This window comes from Bacillus sp. V2I10 (genome assembly GCF_030817055.1).
Taxonomy (GTDB): Bacteria; Bacillota; Bacilli; order Bacillales; family Bacillaceae; genus Bacillus_P.
This window is the reverse complement of the sequence record NZ_JAUSYV010000001.1, coordinates 601,672-619,905: the sequence shown is the minus strand read 5'-3', so window position 1 is coordinate 619,905 and position 18,234 is coordinate 601,672. Positions and strand designations below refer to the sequence as shown.

The following is an 18,234-nucleotide window of genomic DNA, read 5'->3' as shown; positions in this document are numbered from 1 at the left end:
GGTATTTAGCCTTTGACTTGCAGCTGGCAATTGGCTTTATTCGTCACTTTATAAGATTTACTCTTCAACTTTTACAAAATACTTTCACTTTTCAAATTTTATCCTAATCCTTATGTTGAACTGCAACCTTTAAAACCTTAAATACCTCTTTTCTAGCAAAACCCGCAAAAAAACGACCCCACAAAAGGATCGTCTCACCATCTATTCTTTCTTTTCACCCAACGCAAACATCAATTCTGTTTCACATACGACTTCGCCGTTTACTGTAGCGACACCTTTGCCTTTGCCGAGTGATCCGCGCAGACGGATGATTTCAACTTCGAGGCGGAGCTGGTCGCCTGGTGTTACTTGCTTTTTGAAGCGGCAGTTGTCGATGCCTGCGAAGAAGGCTAGGCGGCCGCGGTTTTCTTCTTTGATCAGCATGGCAACAGCGCCGACTTGGGCGAGTGCTTCAACGATTAAGACGCCTGGCATGACTGGGTATTCTGGGAAATGGCCGTTGAAGAATTCTTCGTTTGCTGTTACGTTTTTTAGTCCGATTGCACGCTTGCCTTCGTCTACTTCAAGGATTTTATCGATGAGCAGGAATGGATAACGATGCGGAATGATTTCTTTGATTTGTGTGATGTCTAACATTTTAGTACCTCCTCCTAGTACAACCTATTAGTTCTATTATACACAAAAAGGAGGGGTTAGCCCTCCTTATTTTTCGGATTCTTTTTCCACCAGGTCAAAGACGTGCTGCCATGTTCGTTTATCGAATACGCCTGTTGGCTTTCCATCACCGAGTACACCGTAGCCAATCATCGCACCGCCGATTGCCGCAATGGACATGAAAAAAAGCAATAAAACAATGCGCAGCCAGATCGGAAATAGCCTGATTCTGATTTTGCGGCTGCTGGATTCTTCTGTTTTTTTCGTTTCTTTCACTTCTTCACGAGACTGTTCGCTTATACTCATTGTAAAAACCCCTTTGTTTATCTGACGCTATTGATTAACCCGAGCATTTGATCGCCCATGGTGATTGATTTTGAGTTTAATTGATAAGACCTTTGAGCTACCATCAGCTCGGTCATTTCTTTTGATAGATCGACATTTGACATTTCAAGCGCACCTTGCTGAACACCAATTTGATCACGGTTCAAAAATGTGATCGTGCCGTTTGGTGCGTTCTCATTTAAAGCGTACCGATTTCCGCCCTGTTTTTCAAGCATAGATTGCTGATTTACCCCAACTATTCCTAATTGAACAGAATGATTGCCCGGAACTGCCGTTAATCTGCCATCAGGTGTTACCTTCATTTTTTCAAACGCATCATCAAAGAAAATCAGATTTTGATTTTCATCAAGTACAGCGTGGCCTTCAGATGTGACAAGCTGAAGCTTGCCATTCTCTGCAGGATTCAAATATAGAGCTCCATCCCGAGTATACTGGACCTCGCCGCCTGCTTCTACTTGCAGGTATTGGCCAGGCTTTGTCAGGGCAAGGTCAAGCTCCCGATCCGTCACCTTGATGCTGCCTTGGGTATACACGGTTTGTCCTGTCACTATCGCGCCGACTCCAGGCCGAACGCCAAGAGCTGTCGACCGCCCAGCAGGGTTGTCCTGAAGTCCGGCATTGTTTACTTGCTGATTAAGGAGCTCCGAGAAACCTGTTTGAGTGCGTTTGTAGCCTTGTGTATCAATGTTTGCCATGTTATTTCCAATCAGATCCAGCTGTTTTTGCAGCTGACCTAATGTATTTGTAGCTGTAATCATCGAACGCAGCATCTGCTCATCCCCCTATTATCTTACCCTGCCGATTTCATTCACGGCTTTATCCATACTTCTATCGTAAGCCTGCAGCACTTTTTGATTTGCTTCAAAAGCACGGTAAGCTGTCATCATCTCTGTATACGTTTTGGAAACGTCGACATTTGAGCCTTCCACATAGCCCTGCTTTAGCTGGTACGAAATTTCAGGATTTTTGACCGCAGTCGGCAATTCATTTCCATCCTCTGTCCGGTAAAGACCATTTCCTTCTTTAATTAAGGTTCTTGTGTCACCGGCAAAGACAATTTCAATTTTAGCCTGTTCAACCCCGTCCACTCTAACCGTTCCGTCTGCTGTGATTTCAAATTGATCAGAAGCAACTGAAATGGGCTGTCCGTTCGTACCTAAAACAGGGTTGCCTGCAAGGGTAAGCTCACCGTTATCATTTCGAGTAAATTGTCCATTACGTGTATAGCGCAATTCATTAGCTTGAGTCTGCACTGCAAAAAGCAAAGTACCTTTCGCATTGGTCTCCTCATTATAGGGAACCAGCTCTTCAACTAAGGCAACATCGCTTGAGAGACCTGTTTCACGAAGATCGCCCTGAGTAAATTGAGGAATCATTTCTTGAAGATACACGCCAGTAATCAGCGTTCCGACAGCCTGCGTGGCAGGAGCAGGAACCTTGCTGCTTTCAACTCTTTTCAGCAGCATTTCCGGGAAGGCCTTTAGCGCTGCCTGATCCGATTTATATCCAGGTGTATTCGCATTGGCTATGTTATTTGACAGCATTTCTGTTCTTCGCTGCTGGGCTAGCATCCCTGCAGTCGCTGTATAAAAACCTCGTAGCATTCTTTCACCTCATAAGAGAGTCATTTCTCTTTTTCCGACAGTATTTTCTATTTTCATTATATCTGACTTTTGGAACATCACTTGTATAAATATATAAGTTTAATAAAAAATCGAAGGTACACTCTTAAAATCGGCTTGATTGGCGAAAGGTTTATAGGAAGTGAGAAAAAACAAAAAAACACCAGTTCAAAAACTGATGTTTTTCCATACTATTATCCAAACTTGCGTCTATTAAGGCGATCGACGTTATCAAGCATGATGCCTGTGCCGATTGCTACACAGTCCATTGGATTTTCTGCGATTAAGACAGGAACCTTTAATTCTTCTGCCATCAGCTGATCCAGACCGTTCAGGAGGGCTCCGCCGCCTGTTAAGATGACGCCGCGGTCGATGATGTCCGCAGAGAGTTCAGGCGGTGTGCGCTCGAGTACGCTTTTTGCAGTTTGAATGATGAGGGCTACTGATTCACGCAGTGCGCCTTCTACTTCTTCAGAATTAACGGTAATGGTACGGGGCAGGCCTGATACCATGTCTCTGCCGCGAATGGCAATTTCTTCGTTGCGTGCGCCTGGGAACACTGTCGCTACTTGCGTTTTAATATCCTCAGCCGTACGTTCACCAATTAAGAGCTTGTACTCTTTTTTGATGTAATTTAAGATTTCCATGTCGAACTTGTCCCCAGCCATCTTAATAGAAGAGGCGGTGACAATATCGCCCATTGAAAGGACTGCGACATCCGTCGTTCCACCGCCAATATCTACTACCATATTTCCGCTTGGCTGAAAAATGTCCATGCCGGCGCCAATTGCTGCGACCTTTGGTTCTTCTTCAAGATAAACGTATTTTCCGCCGCTTTTTTCAGCAGCTTCTTTAATGGCTTTTTGCTCAACAGAGGTGATATTCGTCGGACAGCAGATAAGCATCCGCGGTTTCGTGAATAAACCCTTTACATTTAATTTGTTGATAAAATGCTTAAGCATAGCTTCTGTTACTTCAAAATCGGCGATGACTCCGTCTTTTAAAGGACGAATCGCAACAATATTCCCAGGAGTACGTCCTACCATTCTTCTTGCTTCTTCTCCAACAGCAAGAACCTTGCCCGTGTTCTTATTAAGTGCAACTACAGATGGCTCGTTTAAGACGATGCCTTTACCTTTTACGTGAATTAGTACATTTGCAGTACCAAGGTCAATTCCTATATCCCTTGCAAACATTCTTACCATATCCTCCTTGCAATCTGATCCCAGCAATTCCTACTTTGTGCCCTAATTTCATATTGTATCATATATTACTAAAAAAAGTATGAAATTGTAAAATTCCATGTTGGGATTTGTCGAAATTGCAAGAAAGACAGGTAATTCTTTATTTTACTGGTTCTTCCTGAAGGATATCCTCCTTCCGATACTTAAGCTTCGTTGCTTCCCCGCCTCTTAAATGGCGTATCGATTTATGATAATCAAGGATTTCTTTCACTTCATTCGCAAGCTCTGGATTAATTTCAGGCAGTCTTTCAGTCAAATCTTTATGGACAGTACTTTTAGAAACGCCAAATTCCTTCGCAATCACGCGAACAGTTTTCCTCGTCTCCACGATATACTTTCCAATCTTGATAGTACGTTCTTTGATGTAATCGTGCACACCACTCGACCTCCCTAAAATGGATGTGAGAAGTGTGAAATGAGACTCGCATACTTAGTTACAGCAGTTATTTTCCGCTTAGCTGAATGTATAATAGCACCATTGCTGCGTTTACGAAAAATATTCACGATCCCTCACCTCATACACTCTCTTTGTTAGGTTTGTAACATTTTATTAGCTTGGGTGAAGATATATGCTAAAAAGTCAAGAGGGACAAGGGATTTGTGCGAATTTTTTTATAAATTCCGGATTTAGAGGCAGAAAATCGGGTTATTGCATCCAAAAATATGTGGAAAGAAATGAACTTTGGAGAAATTTAAACCAATTAGAATGGTTCACTGCTTTCGTTATTTCCCAAGAAATTTGTCGATTTAGGCCATGGCACTGAATATAAAACAAAAAAAATAGTCTATCCCTATTGGATAGACAATCTATATGTTGTAGCTTATTAAGCGTTTTTTGTGCTGATTGAAGCTTCAGATTGGTCTTGTGAATTCCCTTTTTCTGATCCTTCTTTACCAGCGTCTTCTTTTTCTTTGTCTTCTTCAGCACCTTTTTTGTCTTCAGTGCCTTTTTCAGCGTCTTCTTTTTCTTGCTCAGTGCCTTTTTCTTCGCCTTCAGTACCTTCTTCTTCTTTAACTGGCTGTTCTTTTACAGGCTCAGCTTCTTTTTCAACATTCACGTCGTTTAAAGAAGGAAGTGGTTTGTCCATGAAGTCTAATGGATTGACTGCAACGCCATCTTTGCGGATTTCAAAGTGAACATGTACGCCATCTTCTTCTTGGATCAGGCTTTTTCCAGCTTGTCCGATGATTTCGTTTTGCTCAACTTCGTCACCAGCTGCAACCGTCATGCTTGCTAAAGATTGGTAAACAGTTGTCACGCCATCTTTGTGCTCGATTTCAATGACATTTCCAAGTAATGGATCTTTTTCAGCTTTTGTAACAGTTCCGCTTAGTGAAGCTGCAACTTCGAATTCCTTGCCATCTTCTTTTGCCAAGTCAATTCCTTTGCTAGGCTCGTACGTATTATTATAGGAAACGAGTGCTGCTTCTTGCTCTGCTGCTGTTGCATCTTTTTCATAGAACTTGCGGATAACAGATACTGCGTCTGAATCAGCTGCCGGCATTGCGAAATTTTCTACAGCTGAGTTCACTTCTTGAGTCGGTTCATCTTGATAAGATGTTCCTTGGTCAATCGGATCATTTGCTGAATCTCCATTGCCTAAAGCCTGATACCATAACACGGCTGTCAAAATCAATGCTGCACTTACTAAATAGATTGCTGGGAATACCCAACGCTTTCTGAAGAATTGTTGCATTTTCGAGTTTTGAGAAGTACGTTTAGTTTCTTCCTCTCTCATTCTATCATCACCTCAGCAATCATTCTGAACAAAATTCTGAAAATATATACACCTCTATCAAAAAAAGTTAAAAACTTATTTTCTGCTTCCCTTTATAAAATTATGTATGGATTCTAAAATTTTTATTTCAGTCGTGGTATACTATGTTCCATCAGCACCTGAAGGAGCACGATAATGAAGAAACCTTTCCTTAAATGGATGCTGACTCTGGCACCCATTCTTTATATGATTCTCATATGGATTCTATCAAGCCTGCCGGCAGATGCGATTATCAACACGCCTTTTTCATTTGACCGTTTAATGAAGGAATCGCTTCACTTGATTGAGTTCGGAATTCTCTATTGGCTGATTGCTTTGGCGTTTGCGGCTCATCAAAGCTGGACCGTGAAAGCAAGTATCCTTGCAGCTTTTGCATCCATTCTATATGGGGCAACAGATGAAATTCATCAATACTTTGTTCCATACCGGTCTGCAACAGTCATTGATTTAGTGAAGGATGCTATTGGTGTCCTTGTATCTTTTTATATTATGAAGGTGACGTATTTTGCAAAACGTCCTTCTTTTATAACCTCTAGTTTTCAAAAGTTAAATGATGCGGAGTGATCAGCTATGAGTTTACCTATTCGAAAAGCCGTGATTGACGACCTGCCTGCCATCGTTGAGATCTACAACTCTACGATCGAAAGCAGAGCCGTTACGGCAGACTTAACCCCTGTTGCCGTTGAAGACCGTGCGGGCTGGTTTCATCAGCACACAGATCAGCGTCCGCTTTGGGTCATGGAGGACGGAGATCAGATTGTTGCCTGGCTGAGCTTTGAATCCTTCTACGGCAGAGCTGCCTACCAATATACAGCAGAGGTCAGCATTTATATTGATCAGAACGTGCGCGGCAAAGGAATCGGCACCACGTTCATACAGGCTGCGATTGATGCTTGCCCTAAGCTTGGCATTAAAACGCTGCTTGGCTTTGTCTTTGGCCACAACGAAGCAAGCCTGCGCCTTTTTAAGCGCTTCGGCTTTGAGCAGTGGGCGAACATGCCTGGTGTCGCGGAGCTAGATGGCATAGAACGTGATTTGGTGATTGTCGGGAAAAGAGTAGCAGAATAACGTAAAAACGAGCTTGGGCAGTTCAGGCTCGTTTCTTTATTTCTCAGATTCATTCACTTTTTTGATTGCCAATAACGTTCTAATCTTTAGCAGGAAAATAATAAAAGTGACCTAGAATCCTCAAATTACCTTGTAAGTTCTAGATCAAAGTGATATTTCTCACCGTGATACTTGGTAATCGTATATTCTATTGGCCTGTCATCAAAGCCAAAGCTTACCCTTTTAATTTTCAGCAACGCTTCTCCCCCGCGGATTCCGAGTAAGTCCGCTTCAGGCACTGTAGCATTAATTGCAGCGATTTGATCTTTTGCATATTTTAATGTGATATTTTCTGCTTCCAATATTTCATAGAATTTTGCGGTATCCAAATCATGCTTCATCAATATTTTTCCTATGTATGCAGGCCAGCACGAACGTTCAATCGCTATAGGTACTTTATCAGCAAATCTGATCCTTTCAATTACTAATATTTCCTCTTCCTCCAATAATTCAAGCATCGATTTTTCATGATATAAATCACTTCTGAATTCAGCTCGAATTAACTTTGATTTTGGCGTTAACCCTTTTTCGGCTGCTTCTTCTGCGAATCCTTTTAATCTTCCCCCGCCAGCAAGCTCCTGGGCTTTTACCATTGTGCCTTTACCTTGTTTTTTTTCAAGCAATCCATCTTGGACAAGGATGGATATCGCCTGCCGTAAAGTGGTGCGGCTCACGTTGAATTCTTTCATTAATTCTTGTTCAGTTGGTATTAATGTGTGAGCAGGCCACACTTTTTCCTGAATCCGTTTTATTAAAATGTTTTTAACTTGTAAGTATAAAGAAAGATCCTTATGAGGATCTACGTTATGTTCCATTGATTAATGCTCCCTTCAAGATTCTCTAACTCTATTCTTATCTTACTTCGGAATTAAAAACAAAGTAAAGCCTGCTTGCATTTTCTGTTTTTTCAGGAATTGTGCTTGGCATGTATCCCTGATAATCATTATTTTTATACCTAAAAAAGACTGTTGAAATATTGTTCAACAGTCTTGCATCTCTTTTTATAGGTTTAGATTGACGATATCTGACTAAATAATTCTTTCCAATTCGAACTTTTGCGGTAAAAGACTGGAGGATAGCCAATTGGTGCGGAAATCGTCACTGTCCCGCCTTTAAATTCTTCCCCGCTCCAAATATGAACCCACTCATCCTCTGGCAAATATACTTCCCAATCCGTTTGATTTTCTTGGTGCACAGGAGCAACCAGCAAGTCTCTTCCATATAAATATTGATATTGAATATCATACGCTTTCTCATCCTGTTCATAATGCATGAATAAAGGACGCTGTACAGGAATACCATGTGTGGCATTTTCTTTCACAAGCGATTTTGTATACGGACTAAGTGCAGTATACACATTTGACATTCTTGAAAGGTGTTCTAATGATTCATTGTCATCATCGTATTGAAAGCAATCTGCAGGACGATTTCCTTCATGAGTTCTCATCATTGGAGTAAAAGCTCCCATGTCGGCCCATCTCATGAGCAATTCCTTCGATCGTTTATTTCCATGGAGGCTTGTGTAGCCCCCAATATCGCTATGATGCAGTCCGCAGCCAATCATTCCGGAAGAGAGCGCTGCAGGAATAACAGATGCGAGTCCATCATCAAGTGAAAAATCTACGCTCTGATCTCCGCCCCAAAGCATCGTGCAATATTTTTGGATACCGGTATATCCCGCACGCATGAAGTATAGAATTTCACCTAATTTTCCAGACTCAACAAGTGCTTCATAATTCACCTTAGCCCATAATGCAGGCCAGGCGTTATGCATTTTTTTCGGATCAGCCCCATTGCTTAACACAACATCAATAGGCAAATATTCTCCGAAATCAGCCATCCATCCGTCTAAACCAAATTGGATCAAATTCTCTTTTATCACTTCTTTATACCAAATAAATGCATCTTCATTTGTAAAATCTACGACCCCGCAGTAAAACTCTCCGAAGTCAACGAGATAGGTACTGCCTTGATGATTAAGTGCCAAATATCCCTTTTCTTCTGCTTCTTTAAATAGGTCCCCTTCAACCGCAACATAAGGGTTAATATATCCTAAAAAACGAATTTCTTTTTTCTTCCATTCAGGTATCTTCTTGTCTAACCCCGGGTATTCTTTTTCATTCCATTTCCAATTCCACATTAACCTTTTGCCAAAGGATGTAATGCGCTTTCCTTGCCAATCCTGACACCATACACCGGCAATAGACATCCCTTTTTCTAAAGCTTTATTAATCTTACTTTCTGTAATCTCTGTTCCTCCCTGGATGCCAAGAATAACGCCATTATAGATCCAATCTGGCAATTCCGGCTGACGGCCAAGAAGATTTGTTATTTTCCCTGCTAGCTCCAAGAATGAGTCAGCAGTTTCAAATAGTGTCTTTTTCGGTATTTCCCAAAATTGCAATTCATGAAAATGCAGATTACGGAAATCAAAATCTGCATAGGCTGTTGTATCTGTATGACAGTAATATTTTTTACTGGAAACAAAGGTAGGCTGCGGAAAATTCGTATGATAGTAATCTCCGCCCGCTTTATCTAATACGTCTGCCTGCCAGGTTACATACGTTTTTTTATTTCTGCCTACACCTGGTTCAGAAGTCCACAAAGGAAAGTTTTTACCCCGCAAGTTAAAATGTGAAAGCTGTTCTCCGCAGCCATACACTTTTTCATCTGGATCTGCCGGTGTACGCAGCCACATACGATTTATGCTTTCATCATTTGTATGGTATTCAACCGACAGCCGCCCATCTTCTTCTTTTATCTGCAATGTCATTACAGGGTCGATATTCGAGAATTTTGAAAAAGCTACAGTAATCTCATGTTCCTGCTGAGAAATGTCTGCATAAAGCAGAGGAGACCTTTCGATTACGTAATCTTTTATTTCAAAATTGCCTCTGTACATGTCCATACTGTCTTGTCCTCGTCCTATAAACAGCATTGGACTTTCCAATGTATGACGCAGTAGTACTTTTTCGTTGAATATCACTTCAAACCCATCTTCTATAGATTGAATCATTAATTTTGAAAGCTTTAATACTGATTGCATTGGCGTTTCCCCCTAATTATTTTCAGCCTGATGCGGTTTTTCCCTTTTCTGAAATATTTGATGAAAGATCCTCATGAGGCAGTAATTGCTTCTCAATGTAGCTGCTGTATTTTACGTTGTATTTTTTAACTGAAATATAAGCCACAATTCCTGTAACCACCGCTAAACCAAGAAATGCCGGGAAGAAGTAAGGTGAGACAATGCCGTCTGCATAAGCTAAACCAATAGGTGAGAAAACGATGTAAAACTCAAACATTAATCCTATTAAAATCACAGCTACCGGCAATGCATATTTCCATGGCTTCATTTCTATTTTCGGTTTTGGTGTAAATCTCCATTCTTTAGCCGGTGCTATTTTGCCTATAATCAGCATCATAGCAATCTCCGTAAAGAAGAGAATGGCATAGATATGAATGTAGTTAATTTCAACTTTGTAGCCAAATAATTGATCCGTGCCCCAAATTAACATGTAGTAAGTTATAACATGGAAAAAAACGACTATTTTCGCAGCAATTGCAGGTACTTTTCTTGCAAAGATGCCAATTAAGACGATGGCTATGATTGGAATATTAAAGAACCCTGTAAATCTTCTAATCAGCTCCCATAAGCCATCTGGTGCATACATCAAGAGCGGTGAGACACAAAAACTAATAATAGATAATACAATCGAAAACCATTTACTTAAGCCAAGCAGCTTCTTATCCGTGACGTTCGGCATAAGAGGCTGTACTACATCTAAAGCAAACATAGTTGCTGCCGAATTGATTAAAGCGTTAAATGTGCTGAAAACAGCTCCTAATAATACAACCAGGAATAGTCCCTGTAAATACCATGGCAATACATTCGCAACTAATGTCGGGAAAGCTAAATCAATGGATTCAAGATTTCCGCCGTATAAATGAAACGCAACAATACCTGGAAGCATCATTAAGATCGGAACTAATAATTTGAAAAAACCAGTGTATAAAACACCTTTTTGCCCTTCTGCCAAATTAGCCGCACCAAGTGTTCTCTGGATTGCGTATTGGTTAGTACCCCAATAAAACAGGTTAGCCCAAATCATACCTGTAAAGATCGTCAGAAAAGGAACAGCATCTGTACTTGATCCAACGGCATTTAACTTTTCTGGGTTCGTTGTAGTAATTGTTTTTAATCCTTCCATGATGCTTCCGTCCCCTAATTGAAACAGCCCTATCAATGGAATCAATGTACCCACTACTAATAAACCTACTCCAATAAATGTATCAGAAACCGCAATCGCTTTCATTCCGCCAAAAGTAGCGAACAGTGCACCAATAATTCCGATCACCCAAACCATGAGCCATACGGACTCTGTATAGGAAAGACTGAATAAAGAAGGTATATCAAATAGTTTCAGCACTGCTAAAGCACCTGAATATAAAGTAGATGGAATTGTAACTAGAACATATCCTAACATGAAGAGGATGACAGCTAATCTTCTTACCCCTTCATCAAATCGATCTCTTAAAAACTGAGGTAATGTTGTGAAGGCTCCCCCTAAATAACGAGGCAATAAAATTAATGTCATAATGACGATGGCTAATATGGCCGTAACTTCCCATGCCATATTTGTCATATTTGCGCCATATGCCTGGCCATTTAATCCAATCATCTGTTCTGCTGATAAATTTGTTAAAATAAGTGCCCCGGCAATAAACCCTCCAGATAATCCGCGTCCTGCCAGGAAATATCCTTCTGTTGTTGAATTAGCCCCTTTTGTTTTCTTGTAAGTCCAAACACCCAATAAGGACATAATCACAATACTTGACAGTAAAGTGAATAGAATGTTCTGATCTCCCATAGTTTCCCTCCTAATCTCCTAATAGTAAACCCTTACATTTTCACCGATTATTCCAGGATAAGCCCCTTTTTGAATAAGGACTTCTCTATCAGGATGAGCAATCAGCCACTTATTCTTCATAAATAATAATTCGTCTTCATTTGTGGTTTTTTTCGTTTCTTGTTCCAGCTTTTCATTGGTACCTGCTGGAAGGATGACAATCGCTTTAAAGCCGTCATCTTCAACTTTACAAGGAGCAAAATGAAGAGTTGTCCCATATAATTCAATCGCTGTTCCTTTTGGAACATAAAAAGCAGCCGTATGCTCTGATTCGTAGGTATTATTCCTTATATCTTGGACTTTTCCCAATAATAGCACGAAGTCTGTAATTGCAACATTGATTTCGCTTCCTTTATGATATTCCAGTGCATTTAATGAAGAGTTGCGCCCGTTGCAGTACCCTATCTGCACGGGCATTCCTCCATAGAAAGTATTAGCTAGTTCATTGCATACAGATGTTTTTTCCATATGGGGAACTGAGGCAACATATTCATTGCCTTCAACAGGAATCTCAGTTGTTTCCATGTATACCTCAAGCTCCCTGAAAGAATAATTCTCAATTTTCCTGCCGTAGGTTCGAAAAGATTCATTGCCTACCTCATAAAATGAAAGATGCTTATTCTTTTCTTTCAGCCTTTCAAAATTAGACATTATCCATCTCTCCTTGATGTTTGAGCTTTATTTTGAAACAGCTTCTTCTGTTTTCGTTTGATCCCAGGCATTTCTGAAAACATTCAGACCATAATCTGTAAATGCATGATCAAAACTGCTTTTGTACACATCAAATCCGCATGTGACAATATTCGCTCCCGCTTTTGCAGCATCAACAATCTGTTTGCCATTACGTAAAGCGGCTACAATAATTTCTGTCTCAAATCCGTAAGTTTTATAGATATTCACGATATCCTGGATGTACTGGGCCGTATCTTCCCCGCTATTTTCTTTCCAGCCTACAAACGGAGAAACGAATGTGGCTCCTATTCTAGCTATCTGGATCGCCTGAGAAGGTGAAAATACCAGAGTGACATTGGTTGAAATGCCTTCTTTTTTTAGTTCTTTTGCTGCGATTAATCCGGGTTCGGTGCAAGGAATTTTCACTACAAAGTTAGACGAACGGGCTGCAATTTTTTTGCCTTCAGTGACCATTTCTCTTGCATTATTTAAATGTGGATTAATCTCAACTGAAATAGGAAAGTTTTTTATTTCGCCAAATTCACCTGCAAGTTCATCTACAATAGTTAAGAATGATTTCCCGCTGTTCATAATGTGTTTAGGATTTGTTGTAACCCCATCAATTGCCCAGTTCTCATATGCGTAATGGATTTCCTTCGTAAGCGCACTGTCTAAAAAATATTTCATCTTGACCTCTCCCTTTATCATAATGTTTAGATATTTGTCATAACGTAGTAATCTTTAAATATATGTAACTACCTTTAACTCTATAATATGAAAACGGATTCAATTAATCAAGTCTTTTTTTATTTTAATTGAATAGTTGCACAATTTTATGAAGATAAGGGCAAAAAGAAAATAAATGGAGAGACAGTATATATAGCGCAATATATCGACCTCCTGCAAGCTGGTCTGTTCCTGCCTAAAGAATAGCGAGAGGCACAGGAGCTTGGTTATTGCCTCCCCTCAATCTTTAGATTCCTCTTCCTCCAAGCACTTATTGCACAAATCGCAATGACGCAGGGAACCATCCAGCCAATTAAAATAGGAAAATAATTCGAGGATGCTAATTCCCTGCCATTAGAAGAATTCGCTAAAAATACAACAAGCGTAATGAACGCCGGAAACAAAAGGATCCATCTAGCGTTTCGTTTTAATGTATTTAACACTATTCATCACCCTTCTTATTTATAATATGAGGAAAAAAACAATTGGCAGTGTTGCCAAACTGAGTAGGGTACTCACAAGAGTTACACTTGATACAAAATCGGGCTCTGTATTAAATTGAAGAGCGTACATGGTCGTATTAGCAGCAGTCGGCATAGCTGCCATAATGACCATAATTTGTTTGACCATATCATCAACAGGCAAAAAATAAGCAATTCCAAAAGCAATTATTGGTGAAATCGCTAATTTAACGATTAGTCCAAGTGACATTCTTTCTATTTCTAATTTTTTTATTGAAAGCGTCGCTAATTGCATTCCCAAAGCAATCATAATCGTTGGGATCGCAGCATTTGCTACTAAGTCAATAGCTGTTAATACGGATTTTGTTAATGTAATATTCAAGGCCTGACATATTAACCCTATGATTGCAGCATATACAATCGGAACACGCAGTACTGCGTTAATCGCGGATCTCATTCCATTGGATTCAGAATTGCCTTTTGCCGCAAAGTAAACTCCGATTGTGCACATCACAAGCTGTTGAACGACCATAAGAATAATTCCATAATGAAGTCCAGCCGTTCCAAAGATCAGCAAAACAACAGGAGTGCCATAATTTCCATTATTCATAAATGAGGAAGAAAGTATAAATCCGCATTTCTCTGTGTTCGAATAGTTCCGAATAAAAGAAAGGATATACCCAACAAGAATTAAACAAAAACAAAGACCAAATGTGTATAGAACAAAAGACAAATATTCTATCGTAAAAGCCGTAGTATAAAATGTCCGAAAGACAAGAAAAGGAGACATTAAGTACAGTGCCATTGTTGAGATTCCTTTTGTATCAAAATGAAATTTTTTTTGACCGACAAACCCCAAGACGAAAATCCCAAATACAGGAAGCAATACACTTAAAAATTCCAACATTTTCACCTTCAATTTTCAATGATATAAAAACCCTGGCAACTATTTAACCAGGGCGTTATATTGCATAATCTCATTCACTCTTATAAATTCATGACGATAATCTTTTCTTCCGTCATTTCTTCAATGGCGTATTTAGGGCCTTCCTTTCCTGTACCGCTGTTTTTCACTCCGCCATACGGCATGTGATCTACCCTATATGCAGATGCATCATTCACAATCAGGCCGCCTACTTCAATTTCACGCGCAGCTTTCATTGCAAACTTTAAATCATTTGTAAACAAACCTGCCTGTAATCCATAATCTGAATCATTCACTCTGGCAATCACTTCATTTACATCGTTATATCCCGCTACTGATACAACTGGGCCAAATACTTCTTTCCTGCATACTTTCATATCATCATTTACATTCGTAAGAATTGTAGGGTAATAGGAAGCACCTTCTCTTTTGCCGCCTGTTTCAATCTTTGCTCCCTGCTGGACAGCTTCTTTGACCCAGGAGTCTACACGTTCTGCTTCACGAAGGCGGATTAATGGCCCAATATCTGTATTTTGTTCAAGAGGATTGCCGACAATCAGTTTTTCTGTTTTTTCTTTTAGCTTTAATAAAAACTGTTCGTAAACTTCTTCTTGAACATACACACGCTGTACAGATATGCAGACCTGTCCCGCATTGTTAAAGCTCTTTTGTGTGATTAACGAGGCTGCTTGTTCAAGATCTGCATCCTTATGAACAATTGTTGCGGAGTTATTGCCAAGCTCCAATGCAACTTTACGCAAACCTGCTTTTGAGCGAATATATTCACCAACACCAGGACTTCCTGTAAAGGTAAACATTGAGACGTCTTTGTTCTCTAGAAGCCAGTTTCCAATTCCAGCCCCTTCACCTGTCAGAACTTGAAGCCGCCCTAATGGAAGACCTGCTTCTTCAAAAATAGAAGCTAACATTAATGCTGTAATTGGTGTCACTTCAGCAGGCTTTAAGACCACACTGTTTCCAGCAGCCAGCGCAGGACCAATCTTATGGCATACCAAATTGAGAGGAGCATTAAATGGAGTAATAGCTGCGATAACGCCTACAGGAACACGTAATGTAAATGCCATTCTATTTTCAGACCCTGGTGCAGATTCTACTGGAATTCCTTCACCATGTATTCTTTTGGCTTCTTCAGCAGAAATTTGCAGAGTAAGAGCTGCGCGCTCCACTTCGCCGCGGGATTCACCGATCGGCTTTCCGACCTCAACCGTTAAAATGCGGGCAAATTCTTCCGTACGCTCGATTAATAATTGGGCTGCTTTCATTAATACATGATAGCGATCCGTCGGATGAAAAGGCTTTTCAAGGGCAAGCTTTGCACCTTTAACGGCATCGTCCACATGACTTTTATCAGCTTTTGAAATTTTGGATGCTATTTCTTGTGTATATTTATTTAATACATCCATTGTTGCTTCTGTACTCTTCCATTCACCATTTATGTACAATCCATATTGTTTTTCCAGAGCTATCGCTGTCAATTCGTCCACTCCCTCATATCTTTTATAAATGATTACCTTTTAAGATCAATATTATAATGATACTGATCACTGTGATACTTAGTTGAAGTAAATTCAATCGGTTTATCATCAAAACCGAAACTTAGCCTTGTCATCTTCAAAAGGGCTTCTCCGCCTCGAATGCCTAATAAATCTGCTTCATTAAGCGTGGCATTAATGGCAGTGATTTGTTCATTTGCTCTTTTTAAATAAATTTCATTTTCTTCTAAGATTTCATAGAATTTTGCTGTATTTAAATCATATTTTAAAATAATATGACCTATGTACGACGGCCAGTAAGAACTTTCAATCGCAATTGGCCGATCATCTGCAAAACGAATTCTTTCGATTAATAACACTTCTTCGTCTTCCTGCAGTTGCAGCATAGATTTTTCAAAGTATACATGCTGCTTGAATTCAGCACGGATCAGCTTTGACCTGGGAGTTAGCCCTTTTTCTATTGCTTCTTCTGCAAAACCCTTTAATGCCCCTAAATGACTGACGAGCAATTGAGGTTTTACAATCGTCCCTCTGCCTTGCTTTCTCTCCAGTAAGCCATCTTGGACAAGCATTGAAATTGCCTGGCGCAAAGTGGTCCGGCTTACTTGAAATTCTTCTATTAACTCCTGTTCAGTAGGAATTAACGTGTTTGCAGGCCAGACTTTTTCTTGGATTCTTTTGAGCAGTATTTGTTTAACTTGTAAATAAAGAGAAAGATCATTATCAAAATCTATGGTACTATTCATATCTTATTACCGCCTTTAAACACGCTGTTCTTTAATTCCACGTGAGGTAAGGTCTTCTTTAGGCTTCAGCAAAACTGCTCTTTTCACAAAAGAAGATTTCATGTCACACAGCAACAGGAGTTTATTAAACATATACATTCGTTTCCAAACCAAGCATGCGGCCGAGTTCAATCAGCTGATTTGTAACATCTCCATAAACTAATGCAAAATGAGGTTCATAACCTGCGTGCATAAGTTCATATAGAGTGCTGGTCACATCAGTTGATAATTTAACCTCTACTGACGTTCCGCTGAATGGCTGTTCAACATCCAGCGCAGCTCCTTTCATTACTAAAAGGCGATATCCTTCTGGCGTGCTGCTTACACGAAAGATTGTTACTTCCCCTGCTTTTAATCCAAAATCCATTGCAAATCCAATTTTCCGATTTGGATGGACCCCTGCCGTTGCACCGGTAGAAGGGCTGGCCAGCGAGTATGCACCTGCTCCGCAATGCCAAAAAACAACGGAGTTTTTCTCTTCATCCACATGTACCAGATCTCCTAAATATGGTGCACTTCCGTTTGTCAGCTCAGATAGGATATACATTGATATCGATCCATGTATATCAGATTCACAAGATGTGACCATTCCTTCTTCTGTTAGGTGTGAAAGTGTTGAACAAGGTGCTGCTCCTAAATCAGTGAAAAAGTCTGGCCAGCATCTCATTGCCAATGACTGAAGATTTTCTTGCCTAACTTGTTTTTGAATATATGCTGAGAACTGAGCGAATTTTTTTACAGTTTCATCTTCACGATTTAAACCAATTACTTGTTGTTCCGCTCGTTCAATTTGCCCAATCCACTCTTCTTCTTTAAGCTCTGTACATTTTTTAAACGCATCGTGCAGATCCATTTTCAGCAGTTTAACACCCAGTGCTTGCTTAAGTTTATCTTCATCTGCATCAGAGAAAAAGAATCCGGGCGGATAATCTCCTACTACACCAATCTTCATTTCCCCAAGCAAAGTCATAACACGCATGACATCCAATTGCTCAGTTAATCGTTTCTCAAGGCGTTCTTCACCCGGATTTCCGAATACAAATGCAAATGGATGATTTTGATTGCGCAGTACATTGCTGGTGCTATTTCCGCCTGTAAGTGAATTCAATCGCAGTCTGCCGCCAACGCTTGGTTCACGAACTGACCAAACAATCATCGGCTGTTTAAAATATTCTAAAACCTTTATCACAAATTCACCATCTGCGAATGTCACACTTTGGTATAAAACCGTATCAAACTTATTTTCTTTTATTGAAAATAAGAAGGTATCGAGTTCTTCAACTGACGTGATGATTCCCTCTGGAGCAGCGACAGTTTGACAGTTTTCATTTAACCAGCTCATGCTTTTTAATCGAACATTTTCTGCTGCTTCAAGATCAAACGTTTTTCTGCCAATCGGTACATATAAAACTGCAGTTTTTGACATTTTGTATCCCCTTTACGCACTAATCAACACTAACTTTAATGAGTTAACTTATTTTTCTAAATTTTTCT

At 40.0% G+C, this 18,234-nt stretch carries 18 protein-coding genes; 2 read left to right on the top strand and 16 right to left on the bottom strand.

Features of this window, described 5'->3' with window-relative positions:
* Window positions 1-201 precede the first annotated feature (201 nt).
* The 7 genes from fabZ to spoIIQ all read right to left on the bottom strand — a co-directional run bounded on the left by fabZ (window position 202) and on the right by spoIIQ (window position 5,604).
* Window positions 202-636 (bottom strand): 3-hydroxyacyl-ACP dehydratase FabZ, encoded by a 435-nt coding sequence (fabZ, locus tag QFZ72_RS03300; protein WP_307429324.1) that lies wholly within the window; start codon window positions 634-636, stop codon window positions 202-204.
* A 66-nt stretch (window positions 637-702) separates the two neighbouring features.
* Window positions 703-960 carry a DNA-directed RNA polymerase subunit beta gene (locus QFZ72_RS03295; RefSeq protein ID WP_307429322.1) on the bottom strand — a complete coding sequence of 86 codons (258 nt, stop codon included), beginning with the start codon at window positions 958-960 and terminating at the stop codon, window positions 703-705.
* A 17-nt stretch (window positions 961-977) separates the two neighbouring features.
* Window positions 978-1,769 (bottom strand): flagellar hook-basal body protein, encoded by a 792-nt coding sequence (locus QFZ72_RS03290; protein ID WP_307429317.1) that lies wholly within the window; start codon window positions 1,767-1,769, stop codon window positions 978-980.
* Between the two features lie 15 nt (window positions 1,770-1,784).
* Window positions 1,785-2,603, bottom strand: a complete 819-nt coding sequence (locus QFZ72_RS03285; protein WP_307429315.1) for a flagellar hook-basal body protein — start codon at window positions 2,601-2,603, stop codon at window positions 1,785-1,787.
* A 212-nt stretch (window positions 2,604-2,815) separates the two neighbouring features.
* Window positions 2,816-3,817, bottom strand: coding sequence for a rod shape-determining protein (gene mreB / locus QFZ72_RS03280; protein WP_307429314.1), 1,002 nt, complete (start codon window positions 3,815-3,817; stop codon window positions 2,816-2,818).
* Between the two features lie 148 nt (window positions 3,818-3,965).
* Complete coding sequence (gene spoIIID, locus QFZ72_RS03275) at window positions 3,966-4,241, bottom strand: sporulation transcriptional regulator SpoIIID (RefSeq protein ID WP_070875369.1); 276 nt, start codon at window positions 4,239-4,241, stop codon at window positions 3,966-3,968.
* Window positions 4,242-4,689: 448 nt separating this feature from the next.
* Entirely contained in the window at window positions 4,690-5,604 is a 915-nt protein-coding gene (spoIIQ, locus tag QFZ72_RS03270; protein WP_307429309.1) for a stage II sporulation protein SpoIIQ, read from the bottom strand.
* A gap of 174 nt (window positions 5,605-5,778) precedes the next feature.
* Here spoIIQ and QFZ72_RS03265 point away from each other — a divergent pair, with 174 nt between their 5' ends.
* Together QFZ72_RS03265 and QFZ72_RS03260 are read left to right on the top strand one after the other, a co-directional pair.
* On the top strand, window positions 5,779-6,207 hold the full coding sequence (locus QFZ72_RS03265) for a VanZ family protein (RefSeq protein ID WP_307429306.1): 429 nt from the start codon (window positions 5,779-5,781) through the stop codon (window positions 6,205-6,207).
* 6 nt (window positions 6,208-6,213) lie between these two features.
* A complete protein-coding gene (locus QFZ72_RS03260) occupies window positions 6,214-6,711 on the top strand; it encodes a GNAT family N-acetyltransferase (protein ID WP_307429304.1) in 498 nt (165 codons plus the stop codon).
* Between the two features lie 125 nt (window positions 6,712-6,836).
* Here QFZ72_RS03260 and QFZ72_RS03255 read toward each other — a convergent pair whose 3' ends face one another.
* From QFZ72_RS03255 to sftI, 9 genes are all read right to left on the bottom strand, one after another.
* Window positions 6,837-7,565 carry a GntR family transcriptional regulator gene (locus QFZ72_RS03255; protein ID WP_307429301.1) on the bottom strand — a complete coding sequence of 243 codons (729 nt, stop codon included), beginning with the start codon at window positions 7,563-7,565 and terminating at the stop codon, window positions 6,837-6,839.
* 194 nt (window positions 7,566-7,759) lie between these two features.
* A complete protein-coding gene (locus tag QFZ72_RS03250) occupies window positions 7,760-9,796 on the bottom strand; it encodes an alpha-glucosidase (RefSeq protein WP_307429298.1) in 2,037 nt (678 codons plus the stop codon).
* Between the two features lie 22 nt (window positions 9,797-9,818).
* Entirely contained in the window at window positions 9,819-11,618 is a 1,800-nt protein-coding gene (locus tag QFZ72_RS03245; protein ID WP_307429296.1) for a solute:sodium symporter family transporter, read from the bottom strand.
* A gap of 18 nt (window positions 11,619-11,636) precedes the next feature.
* Window positions 11,637-12,308: a DUF4867 family protein gene (locus tag QFZ72_RS03240; protein WP_307429295.1), complete on the bottom strand. Its 672-nt coding sequence runs from the start codon at window positions 12,306-12,308 to the stop codon at window positions 11,637-11,639.
* Window positions 12,309-12,335: 27 nt separating this feature from the next.
* Window positions 12,336-13,016, bottom strand: a complete 681-nt coding sequence (locus QFZ72_RS03235; RefSeq protein ID WP_307429292.1) for a transaldolase family protein — start codon at window positions 13,014-13,016, stop codon at window positions 12,336-12,338.
* Window positions 13,017-13,517: 501 nt separating this feature from the next.
* Window positions 13,518-14,420, bottom strand: coding sequence for an AEC family transporter (locus QFZ72_RS03230; RefSeq protein WP_307439571.1), 903 nt, complete (start codon window positions 14,418-14,420; stop codon window positions 13,518-13,520).
* 83 nt (window positions 14,421-14,503) lie between these two features.
* Entirely contained in the window at window positions 14,504-15,937 is a 1,434-nt protein-coding gene (locus QFZ72_RS03225) for an aldehyde dehydrogenase family protein (protein WP_307429290.1), read from the bottom strand.
* Window positions 15,938-15,969: 32 nt separating this feature from the next.
* Window positions 15,970-16,701 carry a GntR family transcriptional regulator gene (locus QFZ72_RS03220; RefSeq protein ID WP_307429286.1) on the bottom strand — a complete coding sequence of 244 codons (732 nt, stop codon included), beginning with the start codon at window positions 16,699-16,701 and terminating at the stop codon, window positions 15,970-15,972.
* A 124-nt stretch (window positions 16,702-16,825) separates the two neighbouring features.
* Window positions 16,826-18,166: a sulfoquinovose isomerase gene (sftI, locus tag QFZ72_RS03215; protein ID WP_307429283.1), complete on the bottom strand. Its 1,341-nt coding sequence runs from the start codon at window positions 18,164-18,166 to the stop codon at window positions 16,826-16,828.
* Window positions 18,167-18,234: the final 68 nt, after the last annotated feature.